The sequence below is a fragment of the Streptomyces sp. NBC_00876 genome, from assembly GCF_045207435.1.
GTDB lineage: Bacteria > Actinomycetota > Actinomycetes > Streptomycetales > Streptomycetaceae > Streptomyces.
On sequence record NZ_CP108800.1, the window covers coordinates 6,250,774 to 6,268,817 of the forward strand.

Genomic DNA, 18,044 nt, shown 5'->3' on the forward strand with positions numbered 1-18,044 from the left:
TCGGAGTACCGCCACGTGGGAAACCCGCCACACTCACCACCCCTGAGATGTCCGTATCCCTGCCAGGATGCAGCCGCAGCACGGCATCTTCATGTATTTCGAGCAGGGAGAATCATGCATTCAATCGGGCGAATAGCCTTGGGGGCGGCGACCGCCGCCGTCCTGGCCATGACCGCGGTCACGCCTTCCGGGGCGGCGGGAACACCCACCGACGGCGCCTCGGCGAAGAAACCCCTCATCGGCAGCGGAACCGCGGCTTCCGGTGGCAAGCAGGTGACGGTCACCCTCGTCACCGGCGACAAGGTGCTGGTGACCACGGACCCGTCGGGCCGCACCTCGGCGGCCGTCCTGCCGCGCGAGGACGGGTCGCAGCCGATCGTGCAGACCTTCCAGCTCGGCAAGGACCTGTACGTCTACCCGGACGAAGCCTCGCAGGCGATCGCCGAAGGCAGGGTCGACGAGCAGCTGTTCAACGTCAGCGAGCTCGTACGCCAGGGATTCGACGACACCCACGCAGCCGAGCTGCCGCTCATCGCCACCTACGAGAACCGTGTGGACGTCGCCGCCGCCGCTCCGGCGACCCCCCGTGGGGCCGAGCGGGGCCTGCGACTCCCGGCGGTGAACGGTGTCGCGCTCAAGGCGGACAAGGACAGTGCCGCCGCCTTCTGGCAGGACATCAGCGACACCCGCTCCCGCGCCGCCGCCCCGTTGAAGAAGCTGTGGCTGGACAGCAAGGTCAAGGCCACGCTGGACCGTTCCACCAAGCAGGTGCACGCGCCGGAGGCCTGGGCCGAGGGCTACGACGGCAAGGGCACCAAGGTCGCCGTGCTGGACACGGGTGTGGACGCCGAGCACCCCGACCTGGTGAACCGGGTCGAGGCGGCGAAGAACTTCACGGACTCCCCCGACACCGCCGACCGGCAGGGCCACGGCACCCACACCGCTTCCACCGTCGGCGGCTCCGGTGCGGCCAGCGACGGCAGGAAGAAGGGCGTCGCCCCCGGGACCGGACTGCTCATCGGCAAGGTCCTCAACGACGGCGGCTCCGGCCTGAGTTCCTGGATCATCGCCGGTATGCAGTGGGCCGTCGACCAGCAGGCCGACGTCGTCTCCATGAGCCTGGGCAACCCGGCGATCGGTGACTGCGCCGATCCGCTGGCCCAGGCCGCCCAGGAGCTCTCGAAGAACACGCACAGCCTGTTCGTGATCGCCGCGGGCAACTCGGGCTCCGGCACCGAGACGGTCTCCTCGCCCGGCTGCGCGCCCGGTGTGCTGACCGTCGGCGCCGTCGACCGTGACGACACCACCGCGGGGTTCTCCAGCCGCGGCCCGGTGGCCGTCACCCACACCCTCAAGCCCGAGATCGCCGCCCCCGGCGTCGACATCTCGGCAGCCGCGGCGGGCGGGCGCGGCGTCTACGCGTACCAGTCGATGTCGGGCACCTCCATGGCCACCCCGCACGTCGCGGGCGCGGCCGCCATCGTCCGCCAGGCCCACCCCGACTGGACCGCACAGCAGATCAAGGCGGCCCTGGTCTCCTCCGCCCGCACCGGCGGCAAGGTGGCGGGAGCCGACCAGACCGGCGCCGGCGTCCTCGACGTGTACACGGCCGTGCACCAGAAGGTGCTCTCCGCGCCCGCTGTCCAGGGCGGCAGCTACAACTGGCCGCAGGACGCCTCGGACCGCACCACCGTGCAGGTGCCCTTCACCAACACCGGCGCCGACGACCTCACCCTGAGCCTCAAGGTCAGCGGTGTGCACGGCAACGACGGCAGCGCCGTCCGCTCCGGTGTCATCAAGCCGGCGCTGGGCAAGGTGACCGTTCCCGCAGGGGCCACGGTCAAGGTGCCGGTGCGGATCGACCCCACCGCCCGTCTCGAGGCCGCCCAGTACGGCGCGGTCACGGGCCGGATCATGGCGTCCGGCGGCGGTGCCCACGTCTCCGTCCCGGTCACCCTCTACGTCCAGCCGGAAACCGTCACCCTCCGCGTCAAGGTCATCGACCGCAACGGCAAGCCCGCGGCCGGCGCTTCCTCCCTGGACATGGTCAGCCTCGACACCGACAAGGGCGAGCGCCGCAGCAACCAGGGCGCGGCCGAGCAGACGTTCAGCGTGCGCCCCGGTGACTACGCCCTCTCCGGTTTCGTGGCCACCAACAACGCGGAGAACGCGCCCGACTCCATCAGCTACGTCGGGCGCCCGCAGCTGCGCGTCACCGATGACACCACCGTCGTCCTCGACGCCCGCAAGGCCCACCGGCTGAGCGTGCACACCGACCGTCCCTCGACGATCAGCCACACCACGTTCAGCTACGCCCGCACCTGGGACGACACCTGGCAGCTGAGCGGCTCGCTCATGGCGGGCAGCGCCGTGCAGAAGTTCTACGCCTCCGTCGACGGGCGCGCCAAGAAGGGCTTCTTCGAGTTCCGCCCCACCTGGCGTGCGACCGGTTCCGAGGGCGGCTCGCCCTACGTCTACAACCTCACGTTCCCGGGCCAGGGCCCGCTGCAGTCCGACCGGAACTACCGGGTCGGGGACTCCAAGCTGGCCCAGGTCACCGAGAAGTGGAACGCCCTCGGCAAGGAGACCGACTACCTCGACGGACTGTTCATCGTCCCCTCCTGGAACCCCAACACCTCCATCACGGTCAACCTGCTCGACCCGGTCCCGGTGCCCGGCACCCGTACCGCCTACTACACGGCCGGTGACGACGTCTGGCTGCACGGTGCGCTGACCAGCTTCCCGTTCGCCGCGTTCATGGGCGACAAGGACCGCACCTACCGGGCCGGGGAGCGGCGTTCCGAGGAGTGGTACGGCGGCCCCCTGCGGCCGGGTGCCGCCCGGGACCGCGCCGGCAACCTGGCGCTGGCAGCCGAGCGGCAGGGCGACCTGATCGGCATCCAGACCGCCCTGTGGGTCGACGGCTCCGGTGACCACTGGTCCTACGGCGGATCGTTCGGCGACCTCGGCAACCTCGCGCTGAAGCGCAACGGTGAGCAGATCGCGACCAGCACCTACCCGTACGACGCGTTCGAGGTCCCGGCCGAGGACTCCGCGTACGAGCTCACCCAGAACCTGGACAAGATCCCCACCTCGGACAAGCCCTGGCTGCGCTCCACCTCGGTCACCACCACCTGGAGCTTCCGCTCCCACCTGGAGCCGGAGGTCTACTCCCGCGGTCTGCCGATCCTCTTCCCGGCGTACGACCTGCCGGCGGACGGGATGAACACGCTGCCCGCGCGCGGCGGCATCAAGGTCGGTCTGTCGGCCGAGGGTCACGCCGGATACACCCCGGGCGCGATCACCGAGGCCTCGCTGTCGTACTCCTACGACGGCGGCGCCACCTGGACCGCGGCGCCGACGAAGCAGCAGGACGGCAAGTGGACGGCCGTCCTCGACCACACCGGAGCCACCGGTCAGCAGGTCATGCTGAAGGTCGGCCTCACCGACTCCCACCACAACGCGGTCACGCAGACCATCACCCGCGCCTACGACGTGCGGTAACCCGCACCACCCGGCCGGGCGGTCCCCTCGACAGGGAGACCGCCCGGCCTCGCCATGCCCTTCGGCGCGTTCCGGGCGCCACCCGTACGGACGCACTTCGGCGGGAGCGCGGCCAGCCTCCCGCCGGCTCCCCGGCCGGAATGGATGATCGAGGCCTTCCCGTCCGGCGCCGCCTGCGGCCTTTCCACCCGCTGACCACCTCGCAGCCGAAGGATGTTCGCATGTTCCGTCCGTTGCGAGCAGCGCTGACCTCGGCACAAGGCATGACGGACAGCGACGACACCACGGCCATCCGCACCCCCTCCACCGGCACGGTCATCTGGGCGACGGTGGCAACGACGGCCGGGGTGGTCGTCCTCGGCCTGCTGACCGGAACCGCGCTGCTCCTTCTCGGCCTCCTGGTGTACCTGCCGGCGTTCGCGGCCGCCCTGTGCAGCCCGCGCCAGACGGCGCTGGTCTCCGCCTGGGTGAGCCTCGTCGTCATCGCGCCGGTGGTCTTCCAGCCCGGGGAGCGGGTCCTCAACCGGGTGATTCTGACGCTGTTCGCCGTAGGCTTCGGCGCGCTGGCCGTCTACGGCGCCCGGATGCGCATCACGCGCGAGGGCGCCCTGGTCCGGCTGCGGTCGACCGCGGCGGCGATGCAGCGGCAGATCCTGCGGCCGTTGCCGCTGCTCACCGACGACGTCCTCGTGGACGGTGTGTACGAGCCGTTGCAGGAGGACAAGCTCGTCGGGGGCGACATCTACGACGTCGTGGCCACCCCGTGGGGCACCCGGGTACTGATCGGCGACGTCCAGGGCAAAGGGCTGCCCGCCATCGGCATGGCCATCGACGTGGTGGGAGCGTTCCGCGAAGCCGCCCACCGCGAGCCGACGGTGACCGCGCTCGTCGACGCACTCGAGGCGGCGGTCGTGCGGCACAACGACTACGCCGGACAGCGCGACGAGCCCGAGCGGTTCGTCACCGCGCTCGTCCTGGGGGTCGACACGGGTACCGGCACCCAGCTCGTCGGCTGCGGCCACATCCCGCCCTACCTGCTGCACGAGGGCGTCGTCACCGCCGTCGGCACGGGAGAGGAACACGTGCCGCTGGGCCTCGCGAGTCTGGTCGGCGATCCCCGCACGGTGGCATGGTTCGACTTCCCCCCGGGGGCCACGCTGCTGCTCTGCACCGACGGGCTGACCGAGGCCCGTTCACCCGAGGGCGACTTCTATCCGCTGGAGGCGCGCCTCGGCGGCCGCGGCGACATCACCGCCGGCCCGCTGATCACTTCCCTCATCGCCGATGTGCGCGACTTCACCGCAGGCGTGCAGCAGGACGACCTGGCGGTCCTCGCCGTACGGCGTGCCCCGCACCAGGCTCCGTAGAACACCACCCCGTCCGGAGCGCCGGACCGTTCCGGGAATCCGCACGCCGTGCTGGCCAGTGGAGTGGCGGCCGACCCGATCGGCGCCGGAAGGCTGGTGGGGGTGGAAGGAATCGGGTACATACGGACGAGTAGCACCGAGAGGTACGCAACGGCGGCACGCACCCGCGCCGCCCGCGGACCTGCCGGATCCAGTCACCCGACGACGCGGCGAGGTGAGCTCCTCATGTCCGCACCATCCGCACAACGACCGTCCGCACCGCAGCCCCCGCCCAAGGTCTCCGAGCGCGAAGCGCGCCAAGTGGCCGAGGAGGCGCGCGAGAAGGACTGGCGCAAACCCAGTTTCGCCAAGGAACTCTTCCTGGGCCGCTTCCGGCTCGACCTGATCCATCCGCATCCGCTGCCCGCCGCCGAGGACGTCCGGCGCGGCGAGGAGTACCTCTCGCGACTGCGCGAGTTCTGCGAGACGACGATCGACGGCGCCCTGATCGAACGCGAGGCGAGGATCCCCGACGAGGTGATCAACGGCCTCAAGGAGCTCGGCGCGCTCGGCATGAAGATCGACGTGAAGTACGGCGGCCTTGGGCTGACGCAGGTCTACTACAACAAGGCCCTCGCCCTGGTCGGCTCCGCCAGCCCGTCGGTCGGCGCCCTGCTCTCCGCCCACCAGTCCATCGGTGTGCCGCAGCCGCTGAAGATCTTCGGCAGCCAGGAGCAGAAGGACACCTTCCTGCCCCGGCTCGCCCGCTCCGACATCTCGGCGTTCCTCCTCACCGAACCGGACGTCGGCTCCGACCCGGCACGGCTCGCCACCTCCGCCGTCCCGGACGGGGACGACTACGTCCTGGACGGGGTGAAGCTGTGGACGACCAACGGGGTCGTCGCCGATCTGCTGGTCGTCATGGCACGCGTCCCGCGGTCGGAGGGGCACAAGGGCGGCATCACGGCCTTCGTGGTCGAGGCCGACGCCCCCGGCATCACCGTGGAGAACCGCAACGCCTTCATGGGCCTGCGCGGCATCGAGAACGGCGTCACGCGCTTCCACCGGGTGCGCGTCCCCGCCGCGAACCGCATCGGCCCCGAGGGCGCCGGCCTCAAGATCGCGCTCACCACCCTCAACACCGGCCGGCTCTCGCTGCCCGCCATGTGCGTCGGCTCCGGGAAGTGGTGCCTGAAGATCGCCCGCGAATGGTCGGCCGTCCGTGAGCAGTGGGGCCGGCCGGTGGCCCTGCACGAGGCCGTCGGCGCCAAGATCTCCTTCATCGCCGCGACCACCTTCGCCCTCGAAGCGGTGGTCGACCTCTCCTCCCAGATGGCGGACGAGGACCGCAACGACATCCGGATCGAGGCGGCGCTCGCCAAGCTGTACGGCTCCGAGATGGGCTGCCTGATGGCCGACGAGCTGGTCCAGATCCGCGGCGGCCGGGGCTTCGAGACGGCGGACTCCCTCGCGGCCCGCGGTGAACGGGCCGTTCCCGCCGAGCAGATGCTCAGGGACATGCGGATCAACCGGATCTTCGAGGGCTCGACGGAGATCATGCACCTGCTGATCGCCCGCGAGGCGGTCGACGCGCACCTCAAGGTCGCGGGCGACATCATCGACCCCGACAAGCCGCTCTCCGCCAAGGCGAAGGCCGGTGCGAACGCGGCCGGCTTCTACGCCGCATGGCTGCCCAGACTCGTCACCGGACCCGGGCAGCTCCCGCTCACCTACCGGGAGTTCCACCCGGCCGGCCACGCCGATCTGTCCGCCCATCTGCGCTACGTCGAACGCTCCGCCCGCAAGCTCGCCCGCTCCACCTTCTACGCCATGTCGCGCTGGCAGGGCCGGATGGAGACCAAACAGGGCTTCCTCGGCCGGATCGTCGACATCGGCGCGGAACTCTTCGCCATGAGCGCCGCCTGCGTCCGGGCCGAGCTTCTGCGCACCGAGGGCGAACACGGCCGCGAGGCCTACCAGCTCGCCGACGCCTTCTGCCACCAGTCCCGCGTCCGCGTCGAGGCGCTCTTCACCCGGCTGTGGTCCAACACCGACGACCTCGACCGCCGGGTGGTCGACGGCGTCCTGGCCGGTACGTACACCTGGCTGGAGGAGGGTGTCGTCGACCCGAGCGACGACGGCCCGTGGATCGCCGACGCCACCCCCGGGCCCTCCACCCGGGAGAACCTGCACCGGCCGATCCGCTGAGCCGATGCCCCGGGCGGGGCGCGTCCAGTCGCTGGACGCGCCCCGCCGCACGGTGCGGCGCACGGCAGGATGGGGCCCGTGACCGTCATCAGCATCCCCGGTTCCAAGTCCGTCACCGCGCGCGCCCTCTTCCTGGCCGCCGCCGCGAACGGCAGCAGCACGCTCCTGCGTCCCCTGAGCTCGGACGACTCCGAGGGCTTCGCGGCAGGACTCACCGGCCTCGGCTACGAGGTGGTGCGGGAGCCGGACCGCTGGTACCTCACGGGCCGCCCCTGCGGACCCGCCGCGGGCGAGGCCGACATCTACTGCCGCGACGGGGCGACCACCGCGCGCTTCCTGCCGGCCCTCGCCGCGGCCGGCCACGGCAGCTACCGCTTCGACGCCTCCGCGCAGATGCGCCGCCGCCCCCTCGCCCCGCTCACCGAGGCACTGCGCACGCTCGGCGTCGACCTGCGCCACGAGGACGCCGAGGGACACCACCCGCTGCGCATCGAGGCGGCCGGCATCAAGGGCGGCGAACTGACCCTGGACGCGGGGGAGTCCAGCCAGTACCTCACCGCGCTGCTGATGCTCGGACCCCTGACGCGGGAGGGCCTGCGGATCACCGTCACCGATCTGGTCTCGGCGCCGTACATCGAGATCACCCTGGCGATGATGCGCAGCTTCGGCGTCGAGGTCACCCGGGGCGGCCCCGGCAACACCGTCTTCACCGTGCCGCCCGGCGGCTACCGGGCCACCACGTACGCGATCGAACCGGACGCCTCCACCGCCAGTTACTTCTTCGCGGCGGCCGCCCTCACAGGGTCCGAGGTCACCGTTCCCGGCCTCGGACAAGGGGCCCTCCAGGGAGACCTGCGGTTCGTCGACGTACTGCGCCGCATGGGCGCCGAGGTGCACACCACGGCCGACGCCACGACGGTCCGCTCCACCGGCGGTCTCACCGGCATCACGGTCAACATGCGCGACATCTCCGACACCATGCCGACACTGGCCGGTATCGCCCCCTTCGCCTCGGGGCCGGTACGCATCGAGGACGTCGGCAACACCCGGGTCAAGGAGTGCGACCGGCTGGAGGCGTGCGCCCGGAACCTGCGACGGATGGGCATCACGGTCGCGACCGGTCCCGACTGGATCGAGATCACGCCGGGCACCCCGCGGCCCACCGAGGTCGAGACCCACGGCGACCACCGCATCGTCATGTCGTTCGCCGTCACCGCGCTGCGCACGCCCGGCATCACCTACGACGACCCCGGCTGCGTACGCAAGACGTTCCCCGGGTTCCACGAGGCCTTCGCCGGGTTCGCGGAGATCCTGGACCGGCGGGGCCCGGCCACGCGACCGTGAACCGCCCGGCCCGCCGGAGCAGCGGCAAGATCTCAATCGGGCGTCTGCCGGGGACGCCCTGTCCCCACGCACAGCGGAAGCGGCAACAATGGGGGGCATGAGCGACAGTCCTGCCCCCCTCGCCGACCCGCACGCCGTCTTCGACGCCACGGACGGCCGCCGGGATCTCGTCATCCTCGGCTCCACCGGGTCCATCGGCACCCAGGCCATCGACCTGGTGCTGCGCAACCCCGACCGCTTCCGCGTCACCGCGCTGTCCGCGGCAGGCGGCCGCGTAGGCCTCCTCGCCGAGCAGGCGCACCGGCTGGGGGTGCGCACGGTGGGGGTCGCCACTCCCGGGGCCGTACCGGCCCTGCGCGAGGCGCTGGGGAACGAGTACGGGCCCGGGGAGCCGCTTCCCGAGATCGTCGCCGGACCCGACGCGGCCACACAGCTGGCCGGCAGCGACTGCCACACCGTGCTCAACGGCATCACCGGCTCGATCGGTCTCGCCCCCACACTGGCCGCCCTTCGGGCGGGCCGCACGCTGGCGCTCGCCAACAAGGAGTCGCTGATCGTCGGCGGCCCGCTGGTCAAGGCGCTCGCCGCACCCGGGCAGATCATCCCGGTCGACTCGGAGCACGCCGCGCTCTTCCAGGCGCTCGCGGCCGGCACCCGCGCCGATGTGCGCCGGCTCGTCGTCACCGCGTCCGGCGGCCCGTTCCGGGGACGTACCAGGGACGAACTCGCGGACGTCACGAGGGAACAGGCCCTGGCGCACCCGACCTGGGCCATGGGCCCGGTCATCACGGTCAACTCGGCGACCCTGGTGAACAAGGGCCTTGAGGTCATCGAGGCGCACCTCCTCTACGACATCCCCTTCGACCGGATCGAGGTCGTGGTCCACCCCCAGTCGTACGTGCACTCCATGGTGGAGTTCACCGACGGGTCCACGCTCGCCCAGGCCACCCCGCCCGATATGCGCGGACCGATCGCGATCGGCCTCGGCTGGCCGCAGCGCGTCCCCGACGCGGCACCCGCCTTCGACTGGACGAAGGCCTCCTCCTGGGAGTTCTTCCCGCTCGACACCGAGGCCTTCCCGTCCGTGGGGCTCGCCCGGCACGTGGGAACGCTGGGCGGCACCGCGCCGGCGGTGTTCAACGCGGCCAACGAGGAGTGCGTGGACGCCTTCCTGGCCGGACGGCTGGCCTTCAACGGCATCATGGACACGGTCACCGCAGTGGTGTCCGAGCACGGAACACCCGCGACGGGAACTTCGCTGACGGTCGCGGACGTCCTTGAAGCGGAGGCCTGGGCACGGACCCGGGCCCGGGAACTCTCGGCCAAGGCCACCGCGGAGGCGCGCGCATGAGTATGACGACGATCCTGCTGACCATTCTCGGCATCGCAATCTTCGCCGTCGGCCTGCTGTTCTCCATCGCCTGGCACGAGCTGGGCCACCTGTCGACCGCGAAGCTCTTCGGCATCCGCGTCCCCCAGTACATGGTCGGCTTCGGCCCGACCATCTGGTCGCGGAAGAAGGGCGACACGGAGTACGGGATCAAGGCCATCCCGGCCGGCGGCTACATCCGCATGATCGGGATGTTCCCGCCGGGAGCCGACGGGAGGGTGGAGGCGCGGTCCACCTCGCCCTGGCGCAGCATGATCGAGGACGCCAGATCCGCCGCCTTCGAGGAGCTGGAGCCCGGCGACGAGAAGCGGCTCTTCTACACGCGCAAGCCGTGGAAGCGCGTCATCGTGATGTTCGCCGGACCGTTCATGAACCTGATCCTGGCCGTGGCCATCTTCCTCGGCGTGGCCATGACCTTCGGATTCCAGACGCAGACGACCGACGTCGCGGGCGTCCAGAAGTGCGTGATCTCGCAGAGCGAGAAGCGGGACACCTGCAAGAAGTCCGACCCGGTCTCGCCCGCGCAGGCGGCGGGGCTGAAGGTGGGCGACAAGATCGTCGCCTTCAACGGCCAGAAGATCGACGAGTGGTCCGAACTCTCCGACAAGATCCGCGACACGACCGGCCCCGCCACCATCACGGTCCAGCGCGACGGGCAGGAGAAGACCCTCCACGCCGTGCTCAAGAAGAACGCCGTGCTGAAGAAGGACTCCGACGGCGAGGTGGTCCCGGGGGAGTACGTCTCGGCGGGCTACCTCGGGTTCGCGGCGCAGACGGAGATCGTCCCGCTCTCCTTCGGTGACTCCGTCGTCCGCATGGGCGACATGATCGAGAACGGCGTCGATTCGATCATCGCCCTGCCGTCCAAGATCCCGGCCCTGTGGGACGCGGCCTTCTCGGACGGTGAGCGCGCGGCCGACTCCCCGGTGGGCGTCGTCGGCGCGGCCAGGATCGGCGGCGAGGTGATGAACCTGGACGTTCCCGCACAGAACCAGGTCGCGATGATGCTGTTCGTGCTGGCCACCTTCAACCTCTCGCTGTTCCTCTTCAACATGCTGCCGCTGCTGCCGCTCGACGGCGGCCACATCGCGGGCGCCCTGTGGGAGGCGTTCCGCCGGCACACGGCGCGGATCTTCAAGCGCCCCGACCCGGGTCCTTTCGACGTCGCCAAACTGATGCCGGTCGCCTATGTGGTCGCCGGAGTCTTCATCTGCTTCACCCTGCTCGTCCTGGTCGCCGACGTCGTCAACCCGGTCAAGATCAGCTGACCGGTACGCCGGACGCACCGCCCGCGCCCCGAGCGACGGCTGATGCGCGCGATGCGTCCGGTGGCCCACTTTTTGCGAGGGCGCCGGACGCCATGTGCTCCATGGCGCCCTCGGTGCCGTAACCTCGAAGACCGGAGCCCGCCGATCTCGGGACCTTGATCCACACCTTGGGGATGCTCAGCGCATGACTGCGATTTCTCTCGGAATGCCCGCCGTTCCGACCAAGCTCGCCGACCGGAGGGTCAGCCGCAAGATCCAGGTCGGGTCGGTGGCGGTCGGTGGGGACGCGCCGGTTTCGGTTCAGTCGATGACGACGACGCGTACGTCGGACATCGGCGCCACGCTCCAGCAGATCGCGGAGCTGACCGCCTCGGGCTGCCAGATCGTGCGGGTCGCGTGTCCCACGCAGGACGACGCGGACGCGCTGGCGACGATCGCCTCGAAGTCGCAGATCCCCGTGATCGCGGATATCCACTTCCAGCCGAAGTACGTCTTCGCGGCGATCGACGCGGGCTGCGCCGCGGTGCGGGTGAACCCCGGGAACATCAAGCAGTTCGACGACAAGGTCAAGGAGATCGCGCGGGCGGCGAACGACGCCGGTACGCCGATCCGGATCGGCGTCAACGCGGGTTCGCTCGATGCGCGGCTGATGAAGAAGTACGGCAAGGCGACGCCCGAGGCGCTGGTGGAGTCGGCGCTGTGGGAGGCCTCGCTGTTCGAGGAGCACGGCTTCCGCGACATCAAGATCTCGGTGAAGCACAACGACCCGGTCGTGATGGTGAACGCCTACCGGCAGCTCGCCGCACAGTGCGACTACCCCCTGCACCTCGGCGTGACCGAGGCGGGTCCCGCGTTCCAGGGCACGATCAAGTCGGCCGTCGCGTTCGGTGCGCTGCTGAGCGAGGGGATCGGTGACACGATCCGCGTCTCGCTGTCCGCGCCGCCGGTCGAGGAGGTCAAGGTCGGTCTCCAGATCCTGGAGTCGCTGAACCTCAAGCAGCGCCGGCTGGAGATCGTGTCCTGCCCGTCGTGCGGCCGTGCGCAGGTGGACGTGTACAAGCTCGCCGACCAGGTCAGCGCGGGCCTGGAGGGCATGGAGGTGCCGCTGCGGGTCGCCGTGATGGGCTGCGTCGTCAACGGCCCCGGCGAGGCACGCGAGGCCGACCTCGGTGTGGCCTCCGGCAACGGCAAGGGCCAGATCTTCGTCAAGGGCGAGATCATCAAGACGGTCCCCGAGTCGAAGATCGTCGAGACCCTCATCGAAGAGGCCCTCAAGATCGCCGAACAGATGGAGAAGGACGGCATCGCCTCCGGCGAGCCCGAGGTCTCCATCAGCTGAACCCATGAAACCCGTGACAGCGCCCCGCCGGAGGAACCCTCCGCGCGGGGCGCCGTGCGTGAGCGAGCTCACCGCGTCCCGCCGGAGCTCTTCCCGGCCACAGGCGGCGCCCTCCGGCCTCTTTGGGTACAGTGCGGAAATCAGCAGACCGTATGGTGAGGCCCCCTCGTGTTGACGCAGACCACCACCCGGGTCCTCGAACCCGGCGACCTCGGCGCCGCCCTCGCCGTACTGGAGAGCGAACCCGTAGCGAACGCCTTCGTGACATCCCGGGTCCAGATCGCCGGCCTCGACCCCTGGCGCCTGGGCGGCGAGATGTGGGGCTGGTACGCCGACGGCCACCTGCGCTCCCTGTGCTACTCCGGGGCCAACCTCGTCCCCATCTGCGCGACCCCCGAAGCCGTCAGGGCCTTCGCCGACCGCGCCCGCAGGGCCGGCCGCCGCTGCTCCTCGATCGTCGGCCCGGCCGAGCCCACCGCAGAGCTGTGGCGGCTGCTCGAACCGGGCTGGGGCCCCGCCAGGGAGGTCCGGGCCAACCAGCCCCTCATGCTCGCCGAGAGCCCCTCCGCGGATGTGGCGCCCGATCCGCACGTCCGCCGCGTCCGCAGGGACGAGATGGACGTCCTCATGCCGGCCTGCGTGGCCATGTTCACCGAGGAGGTCGGCATCTCCCCGCTCGCGGGCGACGGCGGACTCCTCTACCAGGCCCGCGTCGCCGAGCTCATCGGAGCCGGCCGCTCCTTCGCCCGGATAGAGGACGGCAAGGTCGTCTTCAAGGCGGAGATCGGCGCCACCACCGCACAGGCCTGCCAGATCCAGGGGGTCTGGGTGGCCCCGGAGTTCCGCGGCCGGGGACACTCCGAGACCGGTATGGCCGCCGTGCTGCGCCACGCGCTGACCGATGTCGCGCCGATCGTCAGCCTCTACGTGAACGACTACAACACCCCCGCGCGCAGGGCCTACCGCCGGATCGGCTTCCGCGAGGTCGGCGCGTTCATGAGCGTGCTCTTCTGACCCGGCGGGGCGCACCGCACGATCCGGACGAGCCGCCCGGTCCGTACCACGCGCCCCCGCCACGGACAGTAGGGTCTCTCCATGGCAGCAGCTTCGGGGGGCGGCCCCCACACCTCCAGCGTCCAGGTCGGGCCGATCGATCTCGCCGCACGTGTGGACGAGGCGCTCGCCGTGCAGGCCGTCGCCTTCGGCCTCGGCGCCGACGAGATCGAAGTACGCCGCCACATCGTCCTCAGACACCTCGACCACCCCCGCGCCCGTGCGCTCGGCGCGCTGACCCCCACCGGCCGGCTCGTCGGCTTCGTCTACGGCATGCCGAACGAACGCGGTCACTGGTGGTCCACCGTCGTCGAGCCCTATCTGCGGGCCACCGGCTCCGCACGCTGGCTCGACGACTCCTTCGTGATCACCGAACTGCACGTCCATCCGGAGTTCCAGAACCAGGGCATCGGCCGCGCGCTGATCACCACCGTCACGGACGCCGTCGACCAGCCCCGGTCCATCCTCTCCGCCATCGACACGGACAGTCCGGCGCGCGCCCTCTACCGCTCCCTCGGCTACCAGGACCTGGCCCGGCAGGTGCTGTTCCCCAGCGCCCCCAAGCCGTACGCGGTCATGGGAGCGCCCCTTCCGCTGCTCCGCCGGGTGCCGGACCGGGACCGGCCGGCACCAATCGATTTCCGCCCGCCCCCGCCACCCGGCTAACCTCCTGCACATCACCCTTCCGAGCAGGAGTTCATCATGGCCCAGGTCCAGCGCATGTCCCGATTGATGATCAAGACACTGCGCGACGACCCGGCGGACGCCGAGACGCTCAACCACAAGCTGCTCGTCCGGGCCGGATACGTACGCCGCACCGCGGCCGGCATCTGGTCCTGGCTGCCGCTCGGCAAGAAGGTCCTGGAGAACATCACCCGCGTCGTCCGCGAGGAGATGGACGCCATCGGCGGCCAGGAGGTCCTGCTTCCCGCGCTGCTGCCCAAGGAGGCCTACGAGGCGAGCGGCCGGTACGACGAGTACGGCGACCTGCTCTTCAGGCTCAAGGACCGCAAGGGCGCCGACTACCTCCTGGGCCCCACCCACGAAGAGGTCTTCACCCAGATCGTCAAGGACATGTGCTCGTCCTACAAGGACCTGCCCGTGATCCTGTACCAGATCCAGACCAAGTACCGCGACGAGGCCCGTCCCCGCGCCGGTGTGCTGCGCGGCCGTGAGTTCCAGATGAAGGACTCGTACTCCTTCGACACCACCGACGAGGGTCTCGCCGAGGCGTACCGGCTGCACCGCGGCGCGTACATCCGGATCTTCGAGCGGCTCGGCCTCGACCACCGCATCGTCTCCGCCGTCTCCGGCGCCATGGGCGGCTCCGCCTCCGAGGAGTTCCTCGCCCCCGCGCCCGCCGGCGAGGACACCTTCGTCGACTGCCCGCACTGCGACTACGCCGCCAACACCGAGGCCGTGACCTTCAAGGCCACCCCGGTCGACGGTTCGGCGACCGGCCCCGTCGAGGAGCTGGACACCCCCGACACCCCGACCATCGAGTCCCTCGCCGCCCACCTCGGCGTCCCGGCCTCCGCCACCCTGAAGAACCTGCTGGTCAAGGTCGACGGCGAGATCGTCGCCGTGGGCGTGCCCGGCGACCGCGAGGTCGACCTCGGCAAGCTCGGTGAGCACCTCGCCCCGGCTGTCGTCGAGCTCGTCACCGCCGAGGACTTCGTGGGCCGCCCCGACCTGGTACGCGGCTACGTCGGCCCGCAGGGGCTGGAGAAGGTCCGCTACATCGCCGACCCCCGCGTCACCGCCGGCACCGCCTGGATCACGGGTGCCAACCAGGAGGGCAAGCACGCGAAGAACGTCGTCGCGGGCCGCGACTTCGAGGTCGACGAGTACCTCGACGTCGTCGTCGTCCAGGCCGGCGACCCCTGCCCCGAGTGCGGCACCGGCCTCCAGGTGGACCGCGCCATCGAGATCGGCCACATCTTCCAGCTCGGCCGCAAGTACGCCGACATCTTCTCCCTCGACGTCCTCGGCCAGCAGGGCAAGCCCGTCCGCGTCACGATGGGCTCGTACGGCATCGGCGTCTCCCGCGCGGTGGCCGCCCTCGCCGAGCAGACCGCCGACGACAAGGGCCTGTGCTGGCCCCGCGAGATCGCCCCGGCCGATGTGCACGTCGTCGCCGCGGGCAAGGCGCTCCAGACCGAGCTGGCCCTGGAGGTCTCCGAGAAGCTGAACGCCGCGGGTCTGCGGGTCCTGGTCGACGACCGCCCGGGGATCTCGCCCGGCGTCAAGTTCACCGACTCGGAGCTCATCGGCGTCCCGAAGATCCTGGTCGCCGGCCGCCGTTCGGCCGAGGGCGTCCTGGAGCTGAAGGACCGCCGCACGGGCGAGCGCGAGGAGCTCACGGTCGACGAGGCGATCGCCCGCCTGACCGAGCAGAGCTGACCCTCCCGGCAGGCCGAAGGGCCCCGCACGGATCTTCGTGCGGGGCCCTTCGGCGCAGGGCGGGGGCTACAGCCAGCCCGCGAACTCCAGCGTCACTTCGCCCTCCTCGCGGCGCCCGGCCGTCAGCGCCCGGGTGCCCGACTCCACGGCACGGAACAGCGTCCAGCCGTGCAGCCGCTCGCGGTCCACATCGAGGGCGTCCGCGAGCCTCTTGATCCTGCGCCGGGCCGTCATCGCGCCACCGGGCGAGGCGATCAGGTCCTCGACCCGGTCCCGCACCAGCCGCGCCAGATCGTAGGCCCGTTCGCCGACCAGCGGCTCCGGACCGACCGTGAGCCAGGGCGCGCGCTCACCGGAGAGCACCTTGCTCTGCCGGAAGTTGCCGTGCAGCAGCAGGGCCTCGGGGGAGTGGGCGACCAGTTCCTCGCGTGCCGCCAGCGCCGCCGAGACCAGGGGCTCCAGGGCCGGATCCGCCCCGGCGGCGGCCCGCATCGCTCCGGTCCGCAGGCCGGTGCGCTCCGCGACCGTCTCGAAGGGGTGCTCGGCGGGCGGGTCGACCCAGAGCCGCCGTACCGTGCCGGCCGCCTCCAGGAGCGCCTTCGCCTCCGGGAGCGAACGCAGCGACACCTCCGGATGCAGCCGCTCCAGCAGCAGTGCGCCGGTGCCGTCCTGAGCGGGGAGCACGTCGTCGCCGGGCACCATCAACCGCACCGCGCCCCAGCCGTTCCAGTGCGCCAGCGCCGCCCTTTCGAGCTGGGGTGCGGCCCCGGACGGGCAGATCTTCAGCGCCGCCGGGGTGCCGTCGGCCCCCCGGACCAGCAGGACCAGGCTGCTGCGCCCGCCCGGGGCGGCGACCCGTTCCACGGCCGGTTCGAGGCCGGTGGCGGCCAGCGCCTCGCCGGTCAGCGCGGGCAGCCGCGCGAGCCAGTCCCCGGCGGCCGTATCCCCGTACGACTCGCCGAGCGCTCGCACCAGACGCTGCGGCGGTTCAAAACCCATACGTGCCGTGTTCCCTTTCAGAGCCTTCTTCAGTGCGTCGCGCCGGTCCGGTCCTTCGCGTCGGACCCGGCCTTCGCTCCGGCCCCCGTCGTCCCGCCCGTCTCATCAGTTACGTCGGTGCGGGATCCGTCGGCGGCCCGCTCGGCGAGCCCGGGAAAGGGTACGCCGCTGCCGCGCCAGCGCACCGCGCGCACCGCGGCCTCCCGCAGCGAGTCCGCCGCAGACCGCCGCAACGGCCCCTCACAGGCCCGTACGAGGTCGGAGTAGACGTCCGCGACCCTGTCCTCCAGTACGGCGGCCAGCCGTACCGCCGCCGCGGCGTCCGGTACCGCGAACGGCAGAGCGTACGCGGGGTCCGCGGCCACCGGCTCACCGCCCAGGTCGCGCACCGTCCGCACCAGCGCGTCCCGGCGGGCCCGGTGGGCGTGGTACGCGGCCGTGGCCTCGGCCCGGCGGCCCGCGGCGACCCGGGCGCCCGCCACTCCGTACCCGTACACCGCGGCGTGTTCGGCGGCCAGCGCGGCCTGCGCCGCCCGAAGCGTCCCGTCGCTCATGCGGAGGTCTCCTTGGCCAGTTCGGTCAGCAGATAGGCATGGGCGGAGCAGGCCGCCGCCACCGAGGCGAGCAGCCGGGCCAGTTCCGGCGGGGCCTTCAGGAGAGCCTCCGTGTGCGAGGCCGCGGCACGGCGCTCCGCCGCGGCCAGTTCCCTGACCGCGGCCGCGGGGCCGCCGGCCCGTGAACGGGCGAAGCCGAGCGTGTCCCCGGTTCCCGGTGCGAGGGCCTTCAGATGGGCGCGGACGGCATCGTGCATCGGCGTGATCGCGGCGGCGGTCGCGGGATGGGCCGTGCGGATGTGTTCATAGCCCGCGAGCAGGGTCGCGGTGGTGCGTGCGGCGCTCGCCCGGAGCGTCTTCTCCGACCGCGCCCCCGAAGCCCGGTCCGCCGCGGTCCGCGCGTCGGTCCGGGCGGAACCCTTGCGGCCGGCGCTCTCGTCGTCGCCGCCGCTTCCGCAGCCGGCCAGCACGGCACCCATGGCGATCGTTCCCGCCGCCGTGAGCGCACCCCTGCGCGTCGTCCCCGTACGCCGCACCTGTTCTCCTTCGGGCTTGGACCTAAGTTGACTGGATCTGTCCTGAAGTGATCACCGCACGTGAGCGTACCCGCGGTCGCGGGGCCGACGGACGGCAACA

At 71.4% G+C, this 18,044-nt stretch carries 13 protein-coding genes; 10 read left to right on the forward strand and 3 right to left on the reverse strand.

The window, feature by feature from the left end:
• The first annotated feature begins 114 nt into the window (after positions 1–114).
• From OG782_RS27655 to OG782_RS27700, 10 genes are all read left to right on the forward strand, one after another.
• On the forward strand, positions 115–3,504 hold the full coding sequence (locus tag OG782_RS27655) for a S8 family serine peptidase (protein ID WP_406455406.1): 3,390 nt from the start codon (positions 115–117) through the stop codon (positions 3,502–3,504).
• 221 nt (positions 3,505–3,725) lie between these two features.
• Complete coding sequence (locus OG782_RS27660; RefSeq protein WP_406455408.1) at positions 3,726–4,871, forward strand: PP2C family protein-serine/threonine phosphatase; 1,146 nt, start codon at positions 3,726–3,728, stop codon at positions 4,869–4,871.
• A gap of 225 nt (positions 4,872–5,096) precedes the next feature.
• Positions 5,097–7,058, forward strand: coding sequence for an acyl-CoA dehydrogenase family protein (locus OG782_RS27665; protein ID WP_406455410.1), 1,962 nt, complete (start codon positions 5,097–5,099; stop codon positions 7,056–7,058).
• Positions 7,059–7,136: 78 nt separating this feature from the next.
• A complete protein-coding gene (aroA, locus tag OG782_RS27670; protein ID WP_406455412.1) occupies positions 7,137–8,402 on the forward strand; it encodes a 3-phosphoshikimate 1-carboxyvinyltransferase in 1,266 nt (421 codons plus the stop codon).
• A gap of 97 nt (positions 8,403–8,499) precedes the next feature.
• On the forward strand, positions 8,500–9,753 hold the full coding sequence (gene dxr / locus OG782_RS27675; RefSeq protein WP_406455414.1) for a 1-deoxy-D-xylulose-5-phosphate reductoisomerase: 1,254 nt from the start codon (positions 8,500–8,502) through the stop codon (positions 9,751–9,753).
• The gene (locus OG782_RS27680) at positions 9,750–11,060 is read left to right on the forward strand and encodes a M50 family metallopeptidase (RefSeq protein ID WP_406455416.1); all 1,311 of its coding nucleotides are present in this window, start codon (positions 9,750–9,752) and stop codon (positions 11,058–11,060) included. The genes dxr and OG782_RS27680 overlap by 4 nt, the downstream gene beginning before the upstream one ends.
• Before the next feature lie 184 nt (positions 11,061–11,244).
• The gene (gene ispG, locus OG782_RS27685; RefSeq protein ID WP_406455418.1) at positions 11,245–12,399 is read left to right on the forward strand and encodes a flavodoxin-dependent (E)-4-hydroxy-3-methylbut-2-enyl-diphosphate synthase; all 1,155 of its coding nucleotides are present in this window, start codon (positions 11,245–11,247) and stop codon (positions 12,397–12,399) included.
• A gap of 168 nt (positions 12,400–12,567) precedes the next feature.
• Positions 12,568–13,413: a GNAT family N-acetyltransferase gene (locus OG782_RS27690; RefSeq protein WP_406455420.1), complete on the forward strand. Its 846-nt coding sequence runs from the start codon at positions 12,568–12,570 to the stop codon at positions 13,411–13,413.
• An 81-nt stretch (positions 13,414–13,494) separates the two neighbouring features.
• Entirely contained in the window at positions 13,495–14,118 is a 624-nt protein-coding gene (locus OG782_RS27695; protein ID WP_406455422.1) for a GNAT family N-acetyltransferase, read from the forward strand.
• A 36-nt stretch (positions 14,119–14,154) separates the two neighbouring features.
• Positions 14,155–15,855 (forward strand): proline--tRNA ligase, encoded by a 1,701-nt coding sequence (locus OG782_RS27700; RefSeq protein WP_406455424.1) that lies wholly within the window; start codon positions 14,155–14,157, stop codon positions 15,853–15,855.
• A 66-nt stretch (positions 15,856–15,921) separates the two neighbouring features.
• Here the strand turns inward: OG782_RS27700 and OG782_RS27705 are convergent, their stop codons facing one another.
• Genes OG782_RS27705 through OG782_RS27715 form a run of 3 tightly spaced genes read right to left on the reverse strand, consistent with a single transcriptional unit; the run spans position 15,922 to position 17,944 of the window.
• Positions 15,922–16,854 carry an aminoglycoside phosphotransferase family protein gene (locus tag OG782_RS27705; RefSeq protein WP_406455426.1) on the reverse strand — a complete coding sequence of 311 codons (933 nt, stop codon included), beginning with the start codon at positions 16,852–16,854 and terminating at the stop codon, positions 15,922–15,924.
• Between the two features lie 29 nt (positions 16,855–16,883).
• The gene (locus tag OG782_RS27710) at positions 16,884–17,408 is read right to left on the reverse strand and encodes a ferritin-like domain-containing protein (protein WP_406455428.1); all 525 of its coding nucleotides are present in this window, start codon (positions 17,406–17,408) and stop codon (positions 16,884–16,886) included.
• Positions 17,405–17,944 carry a hypothetical protein gene (locus OG782_RS27715; protein WP_406455429.1) on the reverse strand — a complete coding sequence of 180 codons (540 nt, stop codon included), beginning with the start codon at positions 17,942–17,944 and terminating at the stop codon, positions 17,405–17,407. Before OG782_RS27715 ends, OG782_RS27710 begins: the two co-directional genes overlap by 4 nt.
• Positions 17,945–18,044: the final 100 nt, after the last annotated feature.

Bases quoted from the DNA above. Each gene is read 5' to 3' on its own strand.
- OG782_RS27695 (WP_406455422.1), top strand. From the start codon at position 13,495: ATGGCAGCAGCTTCGGGGGGCGGCCCCCACACCTCCAGCGTCCAGGTC.
- OG782_RS27705 (WP_406455426.1), bottom strand. From the start codon at position 16,854: ATGGGTTTTGAACCGCCGCAGCGTCTGGTGCGAGCGCTCGGCGAGTCG.
- OG782_RS27700 (WP_406455424.1), top strand. From the start codon at position 14,155: ATGGCCCAGGTCCAGCGCATGTCCCGATTGATGATCAAGACACTGCGC.
- OG782_RS27680 (WP_406455416.1), top strand. From the start codon at position 9,750: ATGAGTATGACGACGATCCTGCTGACCATTCTCGGCATCGCAATCTTC.
- OG782_RS27655 (WP_406455406.1), top strand. From the start codon at position 115: ATGCATTCAATCGGGCGAATAGCCTTGGGGGCGGCGACCGCCGCCGTC.
- OG782_RS27710 (WP_406455428.1), bottom strand. From the start codon at position 17,408: ATGAGCGACGGGACGCTTCGGGCGGCGCAGGCCGCGCTGGCCGCCGAA.
- OG782_RS27660 (WP_406455408.1), top strand. From the start codon at position 3,726: ATGTTCCGTCCGTTGCGAGCAGCGCTGACCTCGGCACAAGGCATGACG.
- dxr (WP_406455414.1), top strand. From the start codon at position 8,500: ATGAGCGACAGTCCTGCCCCCCTCGCCGACCCGCACGCCGTCTTCGAC.
- OG782_RS27665 (WP_406455410.1), top strand. From the start codon at position 5,097: ATGTCCGCACCATCCGCACAACGACCGTCCGCACCGCAGCCCCCGCCC.
- ispG (WP_406455418.1), top strand. From the start codon at position 11,245: ATGACTGCGATTTCTCTCGGAATGCCCGCCGTTCCGACCAAGCTCGCC.